The organism is Vulcanisaeta sp. JCM 16161, assembly GCF_001316285.1.
The window spans coordinates 189,830-206,447 of record NZ_BBDO01000001.1 but is presented as its reverse complement, the minus strand read 5'-3'; the positions used below and the strand labels follow the sequence as shown (position 1 = coordinate 206,447).

At 45.8% G+C, this 16,618-nt stretch carries 16 protein-coding genes and 7 pseudogenes; 10 read left to right on the top strand and 13 right to left on the bottom strand.

All coding sequences use genetic code 11. The features are described 5' to 3' along the window. The first annotated feature begins 47 nt into the window (after positions 1–47). Positions 48–736, top strand: a pseudogene (locus JCM16161_RS01225) (nucleotidyltransferase family protein). Here the strand turns inward: JCM16161_RS01225 and JCM16161_RS01220 are convergent. Next, positions 733–1,703, bottom strand: a pseudogene (locus tag JCM16161_RS01220) (molybdopterin biosynthesis protein MoeC). The pseudogenes JCM16161_RS01225 and JCM16161_RS01220 overlap by 4 nt on opposite strands. Before the next feature lie 39 nt (positions 1,704–1,742). Further along, positions 1,743–2,342, bottom strand: coding sequence for a dTMP kinase (gene tmk, locus JCM16161_RS01215; protein ID WP_054854871.1), 600 nt, complete (start codon positions 2,340–2,342; stop codon positions 1,743–1,745). 63 nt (positions 2,343–2,405) lie between these two features. Between tmk and JCM16161_RS01210 the strand changes: the two genes are divergently transcribed. The 3 genes and pseudogenes from JCM16161_RS01210 (at position 2,406) to JCM16161_RS01205 (ending at position 4,005) form a co-directional block, all read left to right on the top strand. Then, a complete protein-coding gene (locus JCM16161_RS01210; RefSeq protein WP_243668399.1) occupies positions 2,406–2,738 on the top strand; it encodes a hypothetical protein in 333 nt (110 codons plus the stop codon). After that, the gene (locus JCM16161_RS13710) at positions 2,726–2,893 is read left to right on the top strand and encodes a hypothetical protein (RefSeq protein WP_243668397.1); all 168 of its coding nucleotides are present in this window, start codon (positions 2,726–2,728) and stop codon (positions 2,891–2,893) included. The genes JCM16161_RS01210 and JCM16161_RS13710 overlap by 13 nt, the downstream gene beginning before the upstream one ends. A gap of 48 nt (positions 2,894–2,941) precedes the next feature. Further along, positions 2,942–4,005: pseudogene (locus JCM16161_RS01205) on the top strand (inositol-3-phosphate synthase). 15 nt (positions 4,006–4,020) lie between these two features. On the opposite strand, the gene JCM16161_RS01200 reads toward JCM16161_RS01205, so the two are convergent. The 4 genes and pseudogenes from JCM16161_RS01200 to JCM16161_RS01190 form a co-directional block, all read right to left on the bottom strand. After that, the gene (locus tag JCM16161_RS01200; RefSeq protein WP_054854746.1) at positions 4,021–4,785 is read right to left on the bottom strand and encodes a recombinase RecA; all 765 of its coding nucleotides are present in this window, start codon (positions 4,783–4,785) and stop codon (positions 4,021–4,023) included. 73 nt (positions 4,786–4,858) lie between these two features. Then, on the bottom strand, positions 4,859–5,809 hold the full coding sequence (locus tag JCM16161_RS01195) for a 2-oxoacid:ferredoxin oxidoreductase subunit beta (RefSeq protein ID WP_054854745.1): 951 nt from the start codon (positions 5,807–5,809) through the stop codon (positions 4,859–4,861). After that, on the bottom strand, positions 5,799–6,224 hold the full coding sequence (locus JCM16161_RS13705) for a hypothetical protein (RefSeq protein WP_243668685.1): 426 nt from the start codon (positions 6,222–6,224) through the stop codon (positions 5,799–5,801). Before JCM16161_RS13705 ends, JCM16161_RS01195 begins: the two co-directional genes overlap by 11 nt. 69 nt (positions 6,225–6,293) lie before the next feature. Next, positions 6,294–7,687 (bottom strand): annotated as a pseudogene (locus tag JCM16161_RS01190) (2-oxoacid:acceptor oxidoreductase family protein); the annotation flags it as partial. A gap of 278 nt (positions 7,688–7,965) precedes the next feature. Here JCM16161_RS01190 and JCM16161_RS01185 point away from each other — a divergent pair. Next, positions 7,966–8,259, top strand: a complete 294-nt coding sequence (locus JCM16161_RS01185) for a hypothetical protein (RefSeq protein ID WP_054854744.1) — start codon at positions 7,966–7,968, stop codon at positions 8,257–8,259. A 32-nt stretch (positions 8,260–8,291) separates the two neighbouring features. Here the strand turns inward: JCM16161_RS01185 and JCM16161_RS01180 are convergent, their stop codons facing one another. Further along, complete coding sequence (locus JCM16161_RS01180) at positions 8,292–8,747, bottom strand: PaREP1 family protein (RefSeq protein ID WP_243668396.1); 456 nt, start codon at positions 8,745–8,747, stop codon at positions 8,292–8,294. A gap of 240 nt (positions 8,748–8,987) precedes the next feature. Between JCM16161_RS01180 and JCM16161_RS01175 the strand changes: the two are divergent. Next, positions 8,988–11,195: pseudogene (locus JCM16161_RS01175) on the top strand (nitric-oxide reductase large subunit). A 111-nt stretch (positions 11,196–11,306) separates the two neighbouring features. Then, positions 11,307–11,684, top strand: a complete 378-nt coding sequence (locus tag JCM16161_RS01170) for a DUF488 domain-containing protein (RefSeq protein ID WP_054854743.1) — start codon at positions 11,307–11,309, stop codon at positions 11,682–11,684. Here the strand turns inward: JCM16161_RS01170 and JCM16161_RS01165 are convergent. From JCM16161_RS01165 to JCM16161_RS01155, 3 genes are all read right to left on the bottom strand, one after another. Beyond that, on the bottom strand, positions 11,646–12,203 hold the full coding sequence (locus tag JCM16161_RS01165; protein WP_243668394.1) for a helix-turn-helix domain-containing protein: 558 nt from the start codon (positions 12,201–12,203) through the stop codon (positions 11,646–11,648). The two genes, JCM16161_RS01170 and JCM16161_RS01165, sit on opposite strands and share 39 nt — an antisense overlap. Before the next feature lie 118 nt (positions 12,204–12,321). After that, a complete protein-coding gene (locus JCM16161_RS01160) occupies positions 12,322–12,675 on the bottom strand; it encodes a retroviral-like aspartic protease family protein (protein ID WP_054854741.1) in 354 nt (117 codons plus the stop codon). Positions 12,676–12,772: 97 nt separating this feature from the next. Next, the gene (locus JCM16161_RS01155) at positions 12,773–13,072 is read right to left on the bottom strand and encodes a TrmO family methyltransferase (RefSeq protein ID WP_243668392.1); all 300 of its coding nucleotides are present in this window, start codon (positions 13,070–13,072) and stop codon (positions 12,773–12,775) included. A 238-nt stretch (positions 13,073–13,310) separates the two neighbouring features. On the opposite strand from JCM16161_RS01155, the pseudogene JCM16161_RS01150 reads away from it, so the two are divergent. Then, a pseudogene (locus JCM16161_RS01150) lies at positions 13,311–13,811 on the top strand (PaREP1 family protein). On the opposite strand, the gene JCM16161_RS01145 reads toward JCM16161_RS01150, so the two are convergent. After that, positions 13,800–14,129: a DUF2250 domain-containing protein gene (locus JCM16161_RS01145; RefSeq protein WP_054854740.1), complete on the bottom strand. Its 330-nt coding sequence runs from the start codon at positions 14,127–14,129 to the stop codon at positions 13,800–13,802. The pseudogene JCM16161_RS01150 and the gene JCM16161_RS01145 sit on opposite strands and share 12 nt — an antisense overlap. A 351-nt stretch (positions 14,130–14,480) precedes the next feature. Here JCM16161_RS01145 and JCM16161_RS13700 point away from each other — a divergent pair. After that, positions 14,481–14,627: pseudogene (locus JCM16161_RS13700) on the top strand (PaREP1 family protein); the annotation flags it as partial. A gap of 188 nt (positions 14,628–14,815) precedes the next feature. Next, positions 14,816–15,280, top strand: a complete 465-nt coding sequence (locus JCM16161_RS01135; RefSeq protein ID WP_054854739.1) for a PaREP1 family protein — start codon at positions 14,816–14,818, stop codon at positions 15,278–15,280. A gap of 723 nt (positions 15,281–16,003) precedes the next feature. Here JCM16161_RS01135 and JCM16161_RS01125 read toward each other — a convergent pair. Together JCM16161_RS01125 and JCM16161_RS01120 are read right to left on the bottom strand one after the other, a co-directional pair. Next, the gene (locus JCM16161_RS01125; protein WP_054854737.1) at positions 16,004–16,237 is read right to left on the bottom strand and encodes a hypothetical protein; all 234 of its coding nucleotides are present in this window, start codon (positions 16,235–16,237) and stop codon (positions 16,004–16,006) included. Further along, on the bottom strand, positions 16,198–16,548 hold the full coding sequence (locus JCM16161_RS01120; RefSeq protein ID WP_054854736.1) for a hemerythrin domain-containing protein: 351 nt from the start codon (positions 16,546–16,548) through the stop codon (positions 16,198–16,200). Before JCM16161_RS01120 ends, JCM16161_RS01125 begins: the two co-directional genes overlap by 40 nt. Between the last annotated feature and the right edge of the window lie 70 nt (positions 16,549–16,618).

The following is a 16,618-nucleotide window of genomic DNA, read 5'->3' as shown; positions in this document are numbered from 1 at the left end:
GTTTATGAACCTTAATGCATTAATAGGGTTAATTTAATTCTCAATTAATGGTTAGGGCGTTGATCCTGGCTGGAGGCTTTGGAAAGAGGCTTCAACCACTAACATTGGATAGGCCAAAGCCACTTATCGAGATTGGTGGTAAGCCAATACTCCAGTGGCAGATTGAGTGGCTTAGTAAGCAGGGTGTTAAGGATATAGTCCTAGCCGTTGGTTACCTAAGGACTAAGGTCTTCGAGGTCATGGGTGATGGGTCCAAGTTCGGTGTTAGGTTATTCTATAGTGTTGAGGAGGAACCCCTGGGCACCGGTGGCGCCATTAAGAATGCCATGAAGTTCCTTGAGGATGAGGTATTCATAGTGCTCAATGGTGATATAATAACGAACCTATCAATCAAGCCATTAATAGAGGAATTGCATGGCAACGTCATCTCAACAATAGCGCTAGTCCCCATGAGAAGCCCCTACGGAATCGTCCATGTCGACCATGAGGCTTCATAACGGAGTTCAGGGAGAAGCCACTACTCGACTACCTAATTAATGCAGGTGTTTATGCCTTCACCAAGGACATTTTCAAGTACCTGCCTGATAAGGGCGACATTGAGGTCACGGCATTCCCAAAACTGGCTGGTGAGAGGAGGATTAGGGGCGTTATTTATAGGGATGTTTATTGGAAGTCCGTTGACACTGTTAAGGATGTTGAGGAGGTTGAGAAGGTAATAACCGAGGTCTACGCCTAAACGGCGGGCGTTTTAAGCGCCTTCAATACCCTGACCTCCTTAATAACGGTGTATGGGTATTGACCCCTCTCATCCTTCTCATACTTCTTTACCATATCCCAAACAGTCAATAGGCCAACACCAACGGCGAATACGGCTCCATCGCAGAGCCCGTATTTGATACATTACGCGTGTCCACAGAAACCTCAACACCGTCCTCAACGACCTTGACATCGGCATTAACGTAGGTAATGTAATTAAGGTGGACCAGCGGTAACACCTCCCAGGTCTTCTTAGTTGCCATTATAGATGCCGCCTTGGCCACTGTGACCACATCGCCCTTCTCCACCTTACCCTGCCTAATCAACTCAATGGTGTTCTCCCTAAGCCTTATGAAACCCTTGGCCGATGCCTCACCGTAGTACGTGGGTTCTGTGGTAACGTCAAACATCGTAACCACGGGAGCACCGCCGGCATTCTCCTCGAAGTCACCCAGCGATAGGCTTACCCCATCCTCGGACTTAACCTTACTAACGACCCTAATATCAAACATCCCATCAACACGGCTTGAGCCGCAGGTCTGTACCTGCTTACCCATGAAGTTTGTGACCCACTCAGGCGTGCACGTCCTACTGCACCCCTTAATCGTATTCCACGCAGCCAGTAGGCCCGTGAATAGGCCGAACAGTGCGTCCATCTCAACGCCGGTCTGAGCCTTCGTCCTAGCCAACACCGCCATTCTAATTCCATCCTTTTCATAGCGCGTCCTGGCCTCGATATACGTAATCGGCACCGGGTGAAGAAGCGGTATGTATTTCCAAGCCGTCTTTGTCGCGTTTATCGCCGTTACCTTAGCTACGGCTGCCGCATTACCAAGGCCGCTAACGCCAGTCTTCATTAACTCGCTCATTGTGTCCTCATCAACCCTCAGGAAGCCCGTGGCAATGGCCTCCCTATAGACAGGTTCCTTACTGGTGATGTCTATCATCCTAACAGACATATCAAGGTATTACCGCATTACGCCTATTTAAGCTACCCTCCTCAATGCATTAATTATTAAGCCGTAAACATCATCAACAACAACACCCAGGTCCCTATTGGCATTGACCACTGGGTAGTTATTCATCAATGCCCGCCTCAGCAGGATATCCCTAACCTTAATGAGGAATTCCCTATTGATTTCGAAAACCTCGAGCTCACGCCTGCTACGTAGTCTATTAATCACGGTATCGATGGGCGCATCAAGAATTATTGTTAGGTCTGGCTTAGGCACAAACCTATGAAGCTCCATCAACCACTCCTGCTGCAGCCCCATTGCGCCTTGATATGCCAATGTCGACTCCATATAACGCTCAGTAATGACTAGGTAACCTTCATCGAGCATGGGCTTAACCTCACCATAGTAATGCTGAACCCTATCAGCCGTGAAGAGTAGGGCGAATATTGATGGGTGGGCCACGTTCGAGCCCGGCTTAAGGAGCCAATCCCTTATTAACCTGCCAATGGGTGATTGACTGGGCTCGGCCGTGGTGTATACCCTATAACCATCCTCCTCCAGTTTCTTCCTCAGCATGGATATTACCGTTGACTTACCAACACCGTCTATACCCTCAATCGCCACGAACATGCCTAATCCTAATTCATCAGAGTGAGAATTACTTATTAAATAATTCATTCTGATAGCGAAATAATGAGGAAGGGATTATTAATAACGGGCGGTGCATTAATAGTGCTTGGGATTGTCATATTCCTCATAGGTATTTACCTAAGCTCAGGAATAACAAGCGGCGTTGAAACCCTAGTTACCGGGGCACGTAATGAGACCCTGGTCCCACCCAACTCGTCAATAACAATAGCCGTTCCAGAAAACGGTGCTACAATAATGATTATCTACAATGACACACTAGGAAAGCCATTACAAGTGATTGCATCAGGGCCGGGCCAGTTAGAGACTGAGGGTGTTGAGGGCCAGTACGTGGTTGTGTATGTACCCGAAACAAGCAGGGCACGTTGTCTATTGTAAATAATTATAGTGAGAATGTGATGGTTTATTATACCTACGGCACAATTAGCGTTAATACGCTCATGCCCTTCGTACTATCCTCTATCGTAAGCATGGGCCTCGTGATAGCCGGTGTAGTACTCCTGATACTGGGTGCGGTGTTGAGGGGTAAGTAAATTGATCGGGAGAAACCTTTATTAATAGCTGTTAATATTACGTGAATGATGAAGTCAAGCATCAACGTGGCGATAGCCGGCGTTGGTAATACAGCCTCAGCCTTCATCCAGGGGCTCAAGTACTGCGAGGTCGAGCCTGAGCCTGTCGGACTCGCGTTTCAACGCATTGGACCGTATGAGCCAAGGGACATTAGGATCGTTGCTGCCTTCGACGTTGACTCACGCAAGGTCGGTAAGGACCTCGGCGAGGCAATATTCACGGAACCAAACAATGCGCCTAAAATAATTGATGTTGGTAAGTTGGGCGTTATTGTTAGGGCGGGTCCATTACTCGATGGTGTTGCTGATCAATTGAGGAATTCCTTCATACCGATTACGGAGGCTCTCTCGAGGATGTTATAAGGGAGTTGGAAAGCACGAACGCGCACATACTCATTAACTACCTACCGACAGGGGCCCAGAGGGCGAGTGAGGCGTATGCTGAGGCCGCCTTAAGGAGTGGGACTGCCTTTGTGAATGCCATGCCATCGGTAATAGCCACATCTAGAGGGTGGCAGGAAAAGTTTGAGAAGGCGAAGTTACCCCTCGCTGGTGATGACGTACAGAACCAATTGGGCGCCACAGTCCTCCACAAGACCATAATTAGGCTATTGGCGTTAAGGGGTGTTAAGATTGAGGGCACATACCAACTAAACGTTGGCGGTACACCGGACTTCCTAAACCTAATGTATAGGAAGGGTCAGAAGGAGAGGACTAAGACGGAGGCCGTGAAGAGGATGGCGGAGGGTGAGGACTTCGACGCATACATATCGCCCGTAGCCTACATAAAGTTCCTCGGTAGTAGGAAGATCGCGCATATGCTCATTGAGGCCCGCGGATTCGCAAACATACCAATCAGGATAAGGGTTGACCTGGAGGTTTACGACCCATTCAACAACGCCGGCGTTATGATCGACATAGTCAGGGTAGTGAAACTGGCAATGGATAGGGAGGTTGGCGGACCACTCATTAGCCTATCTGCATGGGCCTTCAAGAACCCACCAGTCCATGCACCGCCTGACGTTGCTTACCAATGGCTTGTGGAATTCATTGAAGGTAAACGTAATAGGTAATTCTTAATTCAATTCTTAAATCATTAATGCGTAGAACGGTATGTGGACATCCTTAAGTGGTCCCTTAACGACTACGCCAACCTTTGGTTGTATTTCGACCTCGAGTATTGTTGGTTGTACGGCTTGCCACCTCATCTTCCTGATGAATAGGTACCTCTTGAAGTCTCCCTCGGTTGTTTGGGCTAGCCCCATTACGAATACGCCGGCTGCCAGGAACTCCTCAACTCCGTACCTAGATATTACTCTGGCCCCTGTTGGTATTTCCGTGGTTATTATCGTCGTCACGCCAACCTCCCTCTCAATACCCATGACCAGGGCCCTAATGTACTCCCTAAGTACCTGTACGTCCTTCTCCAGTGTGACCAGGGGCGCTATTGGGTCTATGACCAGTCTCTGGGCTTCCAGGGACTTTGCGTAATCGGCTATTGTGTAGACCAGGGACCTGGCTATTGTTATTGGGTCCTTCTCCCTAATCTTCTCGATAATGTCCATCTCGGGTATAAGGACCTCTAGGTAACCCTGCTCCCTAAGCGCCTCGAGATCCCAACCAAACCTCCTAACACCATTCATTAGTTGGTCGTAGGTCTCATCAACGGATACGTAAATGCCCGGCTCACCGTATTTATAAATACCGTTTATTAAGAACGATAGCGACAGTAAGGTCTTGCCCGTGCCAGTCTCGCCACTAATTAGGTATGTCCTACCCCTAATTAACCCACCGCCTAATGCCTCGTCAAGCCCAGGAATTCCTGTCGGTACTAAATCGTAGTATAACGACATTGCGCCAATAACATAGTTGGTTAAATATAAAGATTGCGGACACCATTTTAAAGAGGACGAAGTAAGGGCTGCCTCACTTAAGCTCAATAACGTACTTCCTGAAGATTTCCTTGAACTTCTCCGTGGTTATAACAGGCCTTCCATTAACCTCGATGGGTTCCCTAGCCGGCGGCACCTTTAGGTAATTCGGCAACCTCTGGGCGTATCTCTCCTCGAACGTAGGTACGTTTGGATTCACCAGGAATATGCCAATTGGTATCCTACCATCACTCTCGTAGGACTTAGCCAGTGCCTGGGAGGCCTTCTGCGGAAGCTCCTCGGGGCTCTTAACCACTGGGTCCCAACCCTCCTCCTGAAGGTCGTAAACCCTCTTATTGTAATAATCATACGTGTGTATGTTGTCGTAGGTCACACAGGGCTGTAGAACATCAATAAATGCAGCACCCTTATGCAGTATTGCCTTCTTAATTAACTCCTTTAGATGCTGAACCCGGGCTGCGTAACCCCTGGCTATGAATGTATACCCAGCGGCTATTGCAAGCCCTATTGGGTTGACCGCGTCCTGGATGTTGGGCTTGGGAAGCGCCTTGGGCTGTAAATTCCTAGCGAGTGTTGGGCTTGCCTGACCCTTTGTTAAGCCGTAGACCGTGTTATCATGCATTATGACGACCAGGTCCACATTCCTCCTACCCAGCGCCACGAAGTGTGCGGCCCCAATACCCAGCAGGTCACCATCACCAACATTAACCACCACCGTTAGGTCTGGGTTGGCTAACTTAATGCCCTCAGCATATGGTAATGCCCTACCATGCAGCGTATGCACCCCCGTCACATTTATGAAGTGCGGCGTTTTACCCGAACAACCTATCCCGGAGACGACGACGGTCTTCTCAGGCTCAAGCTGTAAATCAGCAAAGGCCTGGTACATGGCCGAGAGTATTCCGTAATTACCACATCCAGGGCACCAATCAACCCAGACATTTGTCTTATAGTCATTTATCGTTAACTTTATCTTACGCTCCATAGCTCACCACCTCCCTCGTACTACCCCTCAATACGTTTTTCACGGCATTCACGAGCTCATGAACGTACATGGGCCTCCCCGTATACTTAACTATCGACTTATTGATCATGACGCCGGTATTCATAGCCACAAGCTTTGATGCCTGGGCCATGTAATTATGCTCTACGGCAATGAGGTTGTTAGCCCCAACCTCGTTGGCAAACTTCGTGAGTGAGTTTCTTGGGAATGGTATGAACATCCTAATGTGGTAGTAGCCAGCCCTTATCCCCTCCTCAGTCAACTCCTCAACAGCCTTAACAGCAACACCCTTCACAAACCCCCAACCGACCAGCAATATGTCTGGTCTCTCGGGGCCGAAGTATGAGTACCTCCTCTCCTCGGGTATCTCCCTATCTATTATGTCGAGCTTACTCATCCTCTTATTCATCATCCTAACCCTATTGATTGGGTCCTCATTGATATGTCCATACTCATCATGCTCATCGCCCGTGTACCACATCACGTAATCGCCTAGGAATGCCCTCGGCGATATGGGACTTGACAAGTCAAACCTCTTATACTCCTTGAGACCCCTCGGCGCTAGTACACCCCTGGTTATCCTCACGTTGTCCAGGTTTGGCATCGGTATTGTGGCTATCGTGTTTGCCAGGAACTTATCAACAAGGTGTATGACAGGTACTTGGTAAGTCTCTGCGTAGTTAAATGCATCTATTGCATCGTAGAATGCCTCCTCATGATCACCACTGGCAAGCACTATCCTCGGGTACTCACCATGTGATGCGAATACTGACGATAATAGGTCACTCTGACCGCCCCTGGTTGGTTGCCCGGTACTCGGTCCACCCCTCTGGTAATACGTAACTACCACTGGTACTTCATTATGGCCGGCCCAACCGAGCCCCTCAACCATTAGGTCGAAACCTGGGCCGCTGGTTGCCACTGAACTCCTCACGCCCGTTAATGCGGCGCCTATTGCCGCATTAATTGCGGCTAGCTCATCCTCAGTCTGGAAAATAATTATTGAACCCTCACCACCCAATGTCTCGTATTCCTCGAGTGTGAAGCTCTCATCAGCAGCGGGTGTAATTGGGTAATATGCCTGGAACCTAACCCCAGCCACGACCTTCGCCATCGCTATTGCATCATTACCACTAGCCACGAGGATGCTCCTAACGCCTATTTTCGGAGGGTCAAGCTTGAGTTCTGAACCAAACTGGCCCTTGACGAGGTCAATCACGATATTCGCCATGGCCCTATTATGCCTATAGACATCCTCCCTCGTGAACCTCCTCCTAAGGCTGTAATCAAGGCTTTCCTGGCTAATATCGGTTATCGCCGCAACGGCACCAACGAGTATCGTACTTATGTACCTAGAGGCTTGTGAGGGAACTATACCCTCACGCTTTTGAATCTCCATGAGCAACTCCTTAAAGCTAAGGGCAACGACACGCACCTTCCTATTACCCTGTAGGTACTTAACCACGGACTTCACCGTACCATCAAGACCAAGCCCCTTAAACTGCTCACTTAACCTATCCCTCAACTCCCTCTCCATACTCGGTATACTTGCGTAATTAACGGGATCATCATCGCTGTTATAGATGAGGTATCCACCATCCTAAGATCATTGAAGTGCGTGAAGACCGTCTCGGCATCCATGGCCGCCACAATATCGACAGGGTATGTAAGGTGCTTAGGTAGTTCCGTAGCCGATACCGTGGCATGGACATAACTATGCCTACCCTTGATATTCGAGAAATACTCCCTATCGGAGATAATGCCATAACCAGACCTCGCAAAAGCCCATGAGAGTATCTCGGACGTAGTCTCCAAACCACCACCCTGAGGACCACCGATTATGTACCTCAACTCATTCATCTCACATCACCCACTGCACTCACCATATTTATCAAGGAGCACAGCAAGATCCGATATAAAAAGAGTCCTTTAGTTACCAGTTAGAATACAGTTGTTAATTATTAATTATTTTAAATTGACATAGATAATTTAAAAAATTATTAGCAAGAATATCCATCATTCAATAGATACTATTCCCTAAATCAGGAATTAATATCAAATAATTAATGAAAATTCCATAAAATATTGAAAAATTTCTTAATAAAAGTTTAAACACTTCCTCACTTTGTAAGTAATTAATGAGCGAGAGTGAGGAGGAGTTCGTACCCCATGCCATCCACATGTGGTTTGGTTATTATAAGGACCGCATAGTCCCGAAGGAGGAGGGTGCCAGGTATAGTCATTTCTCGAAGGATGCCGAGAATCGGTTAAGGGAGGCATTATCAACGTATGGTTGGGTTTACTGCATAGACTGTAAGCACCCAATCTTTGACCTTGAGGAGGCTCTTGAGCACTTAAGGAAAGGTCACGTATTGACTAACAGGTTCATGCCTGACGAGGTCGCGCCCGAGGAAGTGCCGATGGTCAGCTAAGGATGGCTCACGCATTTCATTGAAAATAAAAATTATCCCTGAAAAGACCTGCATACATTATCTAGTTCCTGCTTTAGTGATTCATCGCCAAGAACCTTAGCCACATTATTCAATAGGCTACATATGTCCTTTGCTGCGGCATCCCTTGATGGGTATATACTCATGACACCTTCAGGATCGGCGCCATTATATTGGTATTGATGAAGCGCCAACGCTATCAGGGACTCCCTCTCGAGACCGAGTAGTTTACCCATGTCGCGAATCATGGAGGTGGGCATGTAGGCTATTACCTTATCAATATTCTTAACACTACCGCGAAGCTCCTCCCTCCTCTCACCAGCTAATGCTGCGAGCAACGATTTAAACGCCTGAAACGCCTTACCAGCGGCGTTCCTAGTATAACCCTCAACCAACAACCTCAATGCCAACCTGGCCTCGGCTAAAGCCTCAGCCTCCTGGCCTCGATATACGCCCGTAAATCCTTCCAAGGCTTACTAAGTTGTTCGGGCAACATGAACCTACATCTAGGGTAATGCCATCCCTCAATAAAAGCCTTATCATTAATTCTAATCGTTAAATGACCCGTACTTTCAACGAGGTGCTTATTGAATGTATGTATTTAAATAGAATTAAATATAAATCTAAACATTGATGAGCATTAAATACCATCAAACTATTTAGGTTATTACGATATTAATTAACTAAGTCGTAAACAGTTATTGATCGATATGGCTAAGCACAATTCGGTATGGCCTCGGGTTGTGCTTGTGGTTACGATACTCGTTTACGTGGCCTACGGCGTTATGGCATGGTACACATTTACGCACTTACCACCAATACCTGCAGCCGTGGTTACTGAAAATGGTACTGTATTATTTACGTACAGCGACGTGGTCATGGGAAAGTATTACTTCCAGAAGTACGGACTCATGGATTACGGCTCAATACTTGGTATGGGTAGTTATTTCGGTATTGACTTCACGTCATACACGCTGAGGATCTATGAGGATACAGCGGCGCATTACCTGGGCTTTGATGCTGTGCCCCAGGATAATGCGAGTGCTATGGCAATAATAAAGCAGGAGCTAATGCCAGTCAAGGTGGATCCAACTCCCAAGGGGGATGTCGTTGTGGTTAGCAACGACTTCGCCCAGGGATTCTACAATGCTGTGAAGTTTTATTCTTGGATGCTTGGACCGGCATCTGAGCAATTTAGGTTAAAGCCCGACCTAATAACTAACGAGACCGTGATTAAGGACTTGGTTGCCTACTTCACGTGGAGCTTTATGATTGCATTGCAGGGCTATACCAATGGCTTCCCATATATACCAGGCTTAATTGAACCTACAGCTAACGTGACCTATGCCTCCTGGATCACGTTATTCACAATAATGCTCATTGTAATGCCCATGGCAGGCTACGTAGTACTTAAGCTCATGGATTACTGGAATGAACCAAGGCTAAACATACAATTACCACCGCCCAACGACGCGCAAAGACTTACTTTACTTGCTTTCTTACTTGCCGGAATAGCCCTTGGTATTCAGGGACTTCTTGGTGCCTATACAATGCATTTATACGTAGATACATCATTATATGGCATAAACCTAGTACCAATACTACCCTTCAATGTTAGTAGGGCTCTTCACTATACATTAGCTGTACTTTGGATAGCTGTGACATGGATAGCCTTCTCGTTCTTTGTATTTCCTTACTTCGGACTAAACATAACTAGAAGGCAGGTACTTACGGTATTAGTTATCGGCGTATTAGTCTCCGTCGGCACCTTACTTGGCATATGGACTAGCTATCTTCAGTTGATACCATCACCGTGGTGGTTCATAATAGGCGCTCAGTAGGGACGTAACGACACAAGGTACATTATGGCTTATATTAATAACGGCAATGCTGGGTTACGTATCATATCTATGGAATAAGGCTTCTAAAACCGCGCCCGACGTATTGAAACCATTTGCCAAGATATTATCAATAGCCATTGCAGGCACTGCGGCAGGTGCCTTCATAGGTGCCTTACCGATAATTCAACCATGGCCCGACTTTCAGGTTGATGAATACTTTAGGTGGATGACAATACATGCCTTTGTTGAGGCTTTTGGCCTCCTATCGTGGTTACCGTTATTGTGGTGCTCCTGGTGGTGGCAGGTTTGATACCACCTAAATTGGGTGTTGTGGTTAGCGGTATGGATGCAACTCTAGAGATAATAACCGGCATGATTGGGACTGCCCATCATTATTACTTTAATGGATTGCCCACATTTTGGATGTATGTTGGTGCCGTAATGAGTACACTTGAAGCAATACCCCTGGGCTTTGTCATAATATATGTAATATTGCTTTGGCGTAGAGGAGAGGTTAGGACTGAGTTTCAGAAGACCCTATTAACGTACGCCCTCGTGGCGGGGATAGGCGGTGGGATCGGGGTTGTTGCCTTCGGTGCTGGCCTCATAAACCTACCATTACTTAATTACTATTTACATGATGCCCAAACTACTATGGCGCATGCTCACCTGGCCTTTCCATTGGCTTATGGCCTGCCTAGCATATTGATGTGGGTGGTTGCCTTCACACTATCTGGTGGCTTTGATGATAAGGATCTTAGGTACATGAGGTGGGCAGCCATTATCATAGGCATTGGCTTCTATCTCCAGGCATTATTATCATTAGTACCCCTTGGCGTGCTTCAACTCATTTATGAACTTAAATATGGCTATTGGTTTATAAAGACTATAATAACGCCAAGCGGTCACCCCGGCTTCTGGGAATTACCACTGGTTGATGAGTTCGTCTGGCTTAGGATGATTGGCGACCTAGTAGCGGCATTTGGCTTTGCCATAGTCATATTTGGAATGCTCTTTAGATTTAGGAGAGCCCTTGGTAAACCAGTACTTAAGGCCTTGGGTATAGCCAACGTTTAAAGGTATAGGCCTTAGTAATGAATTTAAAATTAATGGTAATTTTGCCACGATTATTGTAAAAGTATTTCGATTAAATAAATAATAATTCCTCTATGAACAATGCAATAATTGATGATTAAAGTTAGGGTTAAACGCGTCTATGACCAACCAGATCCTGGTGATGGCATTAGGGTGCTGGTTGATAGGCTTTGGCCCAGGGGCTTAAGTCGTGAAAAGGCTAAGATAGATGTATGGCTAAGGGACTTGGCGCCAAGCGATGAGTTAAGGCGTTGGTTTAATCATGACCCTGCTAAATGGAATGAATTCAGGCTTAGGTATTGGAGCGAGCTTGATAAAAACATCAGTGGCTTAAACGCGTTATTAAGTATTATACGCGGTAACGGTAACGTAACCATACTTTATGCCGCTAGGGATAGGTTGCACAATAATGCCGTGGCCCTCGCTGAGTACTTAAGGGCTAGGTATGGATTTGATTACGAAATTATTTAGCTTACCCTCATCAATGGTAATGCCAATCTCCTCAAAGTAATGCGTCACAACCTTCTTAAGAGTTTTCCTAAGCAATTCGCTGACTGTCGATATTGACAAGCCAAGCTGCCTAGCCAATTCCTTAAGGTTAACCTCCCTATCGAAATACCCCATCTTATACGCAAGAAGTAGGACCTCTAACTGCCTTTCCGTGGGGCTCGGCATGGGTAACTGCTCCATATCAAGAACCCTAACCTTAACACCACTGGATCTCAACTGCCTAATGCTCACCCTTAACCGTTTAATGCCTGGAGAAAGCACCGCATAAATAATAGAATCTTCATTACCCGGCTTACCACTCTCCACGAGAAGTCCAGCCTTGCTCAATGCCTTACAGGCGCTGCAACTTGGTGCCGAGATCCACAATGTCTCTTCATCAATTATGTTAACCTTAAGCCCATTCCTTCTTAAATAATTAAGTAAGTTTCGATCCACGGGCTTACTTAACTTAACCAGGTGTGTTGATACCTCATCACCCACGTTAACCCTAACTATGCTAAAGTCCAGGCTAAGCGCTTGAGTGCGTTCTGAACCTTGCAATCACTTCTATGAGCCTCAAGGAATACCCTCAAAACCACAATACTCCGATGCTCCAGGATTAATAAAGCAGTAGTGTCCGTTCCCTTAATTTGCCAGTTATTGGATCAACCTCAAGCTCGAGAACATCAAGTGTTGTTACACCTATCAAAACTTTATCGATTATATCAGACACAAGCACGGGAACAACCTCACCCCTACCCTCAATTTCCACCCAGGCCCTGGACCTATCAACCTCAATAACACCAGCCCCAGTCTCAACCCTCGACTTCCCTGTAATGCTTAAGCCAAGTTCATTAGCCAATAACCTAGGTATTACCGTTAAAGTAGCCCCAGTATTGACCAAAGCCTTAACCTCAACCACCCTACTGAGATCAACATTACCGATCCTCACGTTAATCCACACATGACCCATCAGTAGAAATTCTGTGCCCCCATTAATAACCTTAAGGTATTAATAGCAGGGGCCCAACCACGGAACCTTATTACCATACCCCTTCTCGCATAGTTCTTCATCCACTCATCTCAAACTCCTTCGGAATCTTCGGCCTCTTAACAATATCGTAATAGTCATATGGCTTAATATCGATTACTGGGGTCCCAGTCCACGCATCAAGGCCCTTGAGCCATAGGCGCGGTGGTTCTATTTTTACGAGCTCAAGCACCGATATACCTATCGGGTTGGGTCGAATTGGATACCTCGTGGCGAAAATACCGACCTCCTTATCCGTACCTTTCAATTTAACCCTTAGCCTTACCTCCCTCTGCTCATGGAATACGTAGATCAGTATTACGTGCGAATACTCATCCAAACCGCGAAGCCCATCGACGTACTCATCATAAACACGAACAACACCAATAAAGTCATACCTATCTCATACCTACCTCTATCCGGCTCATCAGCCTTGGAAAACCCACCTCCACATAACCAATGGGTTTAAATACGAACTCAACCATTGAATTAACTAAGCGTAAACGGAGATAAACCTTTGTGAAGAATGACCTCGGTTAATTATTAAGGCATATATTTCCCTAAACACTTAATATGGCGTGGAATCTATAGCACATCCCTGGAAGGACCTAAATAAGTACATAGAGGCTAGAATTAAGGAGGCGCTTTACGAATTCGAACTAGCGAGAAGTTCCTGGAAAACGGTCTTTATAGAAATGCGGCCGGTAAGGCTTTCAGGGTTGGAAGGCAACCCTGGCAGTCTTGGCCGCGAATTCCCGTAATGAGTTGGCAAGCGAGTTTAAGGGTGTTGTTAAGCTCCGGGAGAGGATTAGGGTTGAGGCTGTTGATTTTATCATAGCCGTAATGCCTATGACACGTATGAAGAAGGTTGCCGCATTGTTAAGGTCTAAGTATGGCAATGACGTGGTACTGCTGACAGAGTTGGCGCTTGATATTCATGAGTTTCAGTACAATGGATTGGATAGGGAGGCGTTCTCAGCCGTTATTTGGATCTAGACATGGTTAGGCAGGACATTACCGCGATAATTGAGGGAGGTAGGAAGGTAATATCCTCGGTAATTGGGCGCTCAACGCCCTGAAGCATCATTGAAATTGACCTTACCCGCGCCATCACCCCTCCTAATACTCCTAATAAGCAGCTCCCCGCGTCTTGAGAGCCTGTAATAGACGTGATGCTTACGAACCTCATTACTAAGCTTAAAACGGGCAACACTCCTCTTCAGGGTCTTACCTCCCCTGACCCTCTCGATTAGGCCCATTGCCTCAAGCTTATCCAGTATCTGCAGCACCTCCTCAAGTGGTATCCCGGTATTAATGGCTATTGACTTTCCATAATCCACATTGGCCCTCTTCAGATGCATAAGTACGGCAATGTCCTTGCCCGTAAGCTCATCCATAGGGCGCAATAGCATTGCTTATGGACATGGTTATTAAATTACCTCAGTCAAAAATTGGAAAGGCACGTATGAAGCAGTTGGTATTTAAAGCGCTTACATATTAATACCCGTGGGTATACCCAAGGAAATCCTCGATGCTGCAGAGAGATTGGGTATTGATATTACGGATATAATTCTAAATCAATTATACCTAAAAGACCCATCAGAAAGCATTAGGTTAAGGCTTGAATTAGCCAGGAAGTACCTAGCCGAGGCCAGTGAGTACCTTAATAAGGGTGATGCTGTTCAGGCCTCGGGGAAGGCTTACAAGGCCGCTGAGGAGGCTGTCAAGCACTTGCCGAAAGGTTTAATGTGCCGGAAAACCAGCAGGCCATTAAGGAAGGTAGTTGGTACACGCACCTACTGCTTAAGGCTTGCTCGAGGTTATCCAAGACCCTCGGCGATTGGGTATTGGATGGTTGGAACGCGGGCTATTCATTACACGTATGGGGTTTTCATGAGGCCAAGTTGACTATTGAGGATGTGGAGCCATTAATCGAGAGGGTTCATAGAATGGTTGAAGAAACCGCCAAGGTGTTGGGCCAGGTTAATCAATGACCTACGTTTGAGCCCTAACCACTCATTGAAAACGGCGCTCATAACATCCCACATATCTAGTTTTTAAACTTGGTCATAAATCATTAACTATGTCACTTGACTTAAATGAGATCTCGAAGGCCAGGGCTAAGGAGGTCGTCGTTGAGGTGGAATTGGCTGAGGAATTCCTAAAGAGGGGTCTCTACAGGAATGCCGCGGGTAAGGCGTTTCAGGCTTGGAAGGCGTACTTATCATACCTGGCGTCAGGTAGTAGGGACTTGTTAATTAATGTGTTTAAGGGTAGGAAGAGGTTGAGGAGCGGTAAGGTGGTGGATTATGTCGACCTGGTCATAGCCGTAATGCCCATGGTCCTCATGAAGGCTGTTGCCCAATCATTGGCTATACGGCATGGGGAGAATATACCCTATTACACGGAGCTGGCGATAGACCTGCATGAGTATCAATATAATGGGCCTGACTCATTGGGTATGTTAAGTAGGTACGTTAATGATGAAATGGCGCGGGTGGATATTGAGAAATTGATAAAATACCTCAGGGAAAGGGCTAAGACCTAATAATTAAGGCTCAATATCCCATAAATACTATACATTAAGTAGTTCGTAATAAGATATACGGGCATTATTAATGATGCCATGAATAGGCTTAGTAGATAACGCCACCATATGTTGACTGCATCAGTACTAGAATAATGACCAGCATCTTACTTGGTGCCAAGGCCAGGGCGCCTGGGCAAAACCCAGCATCTACCTTAGGTATGTTAAGTCCCGTATCGATACCCCTTTATCGCTAAAAGCATTAGGACTAGGGATGTGGCTATGGATAGGGCTAAAGGCGCGTATTCAATATCCCCCAACGTAGAATAATCGGTGTAGGATTAACACCATGGGAATAGCCAGAGCTAGGAAACCCACGGCATGGTCACGCCAAAGTAAAGGTCAGCCCTCTCACTTTCACTAAGTGAATATTGAGATCAAGTGATTAGAGTCAACACCATGAATAATGCCTAATAATGATGTGATTACCAAGGGCATATACCTTAAGGCGAGGTAAGGTATTGATTACGTTAATCACGGTCGCCATTTAAATTTTTGTGAATGTTTAATAATTTATATTTAATTATGTTAGATAAAACTGGGGTATTAACTATGAGGTCGATGAAGTCAATATTATTATTTATGATTAACACCGCATTAGAATAATTGTGACTAAATAACAAAAGGATGGATATGAACAACCTGTAACTTGATGTATTTTTAGTATTAATAATGTACTTTGGGTTATTCAACCCTGTACTTCTTCCTCAATTCATTAATCTTTGTAATCCACTCCTCATGATTGGTCTCGCGCTCAATATCCTCGACAGTTCTCGAACTATCTAGAGTATCCAGCGCCAATGAGCCTGGGAATAATACATCATTCTCCTTCTTAATATGCTGCGTGAGATGATCAGCGAGAAGCCTTAGGTGATCAATTAATGCCTGTCTTGCACCCTCGTCCTTATTATCAACCACATCCTAAGAAGTTCCTCACTCATCCTAATTAGGTACCTGGCTATGCCATGCTCGGTAACCATTACGTAAACAGGGCTACCCTCAAACGGAAATAATCTTAAGTTTAGGGTTGGAAATAATATGTATTCCTCCTTAGCATGATGGCACTTATCAATGAATGAATCAAAGAATTGTATTAGTAGCTCGAGATCCCTGGCATCGGGATTATCACTATTTATCACCCTATAAAGCACCTTAAGTGACCCAAGAATAACATCATGATCCTTAATTAAATTATCAACCACATATGCAGTATTAACCTTAACAATCATATCCAACCATTAATTCAAATTATAAAAAAAGTAGTTAAATAATGTTTAATTTTGAAACCCCGCACGCATG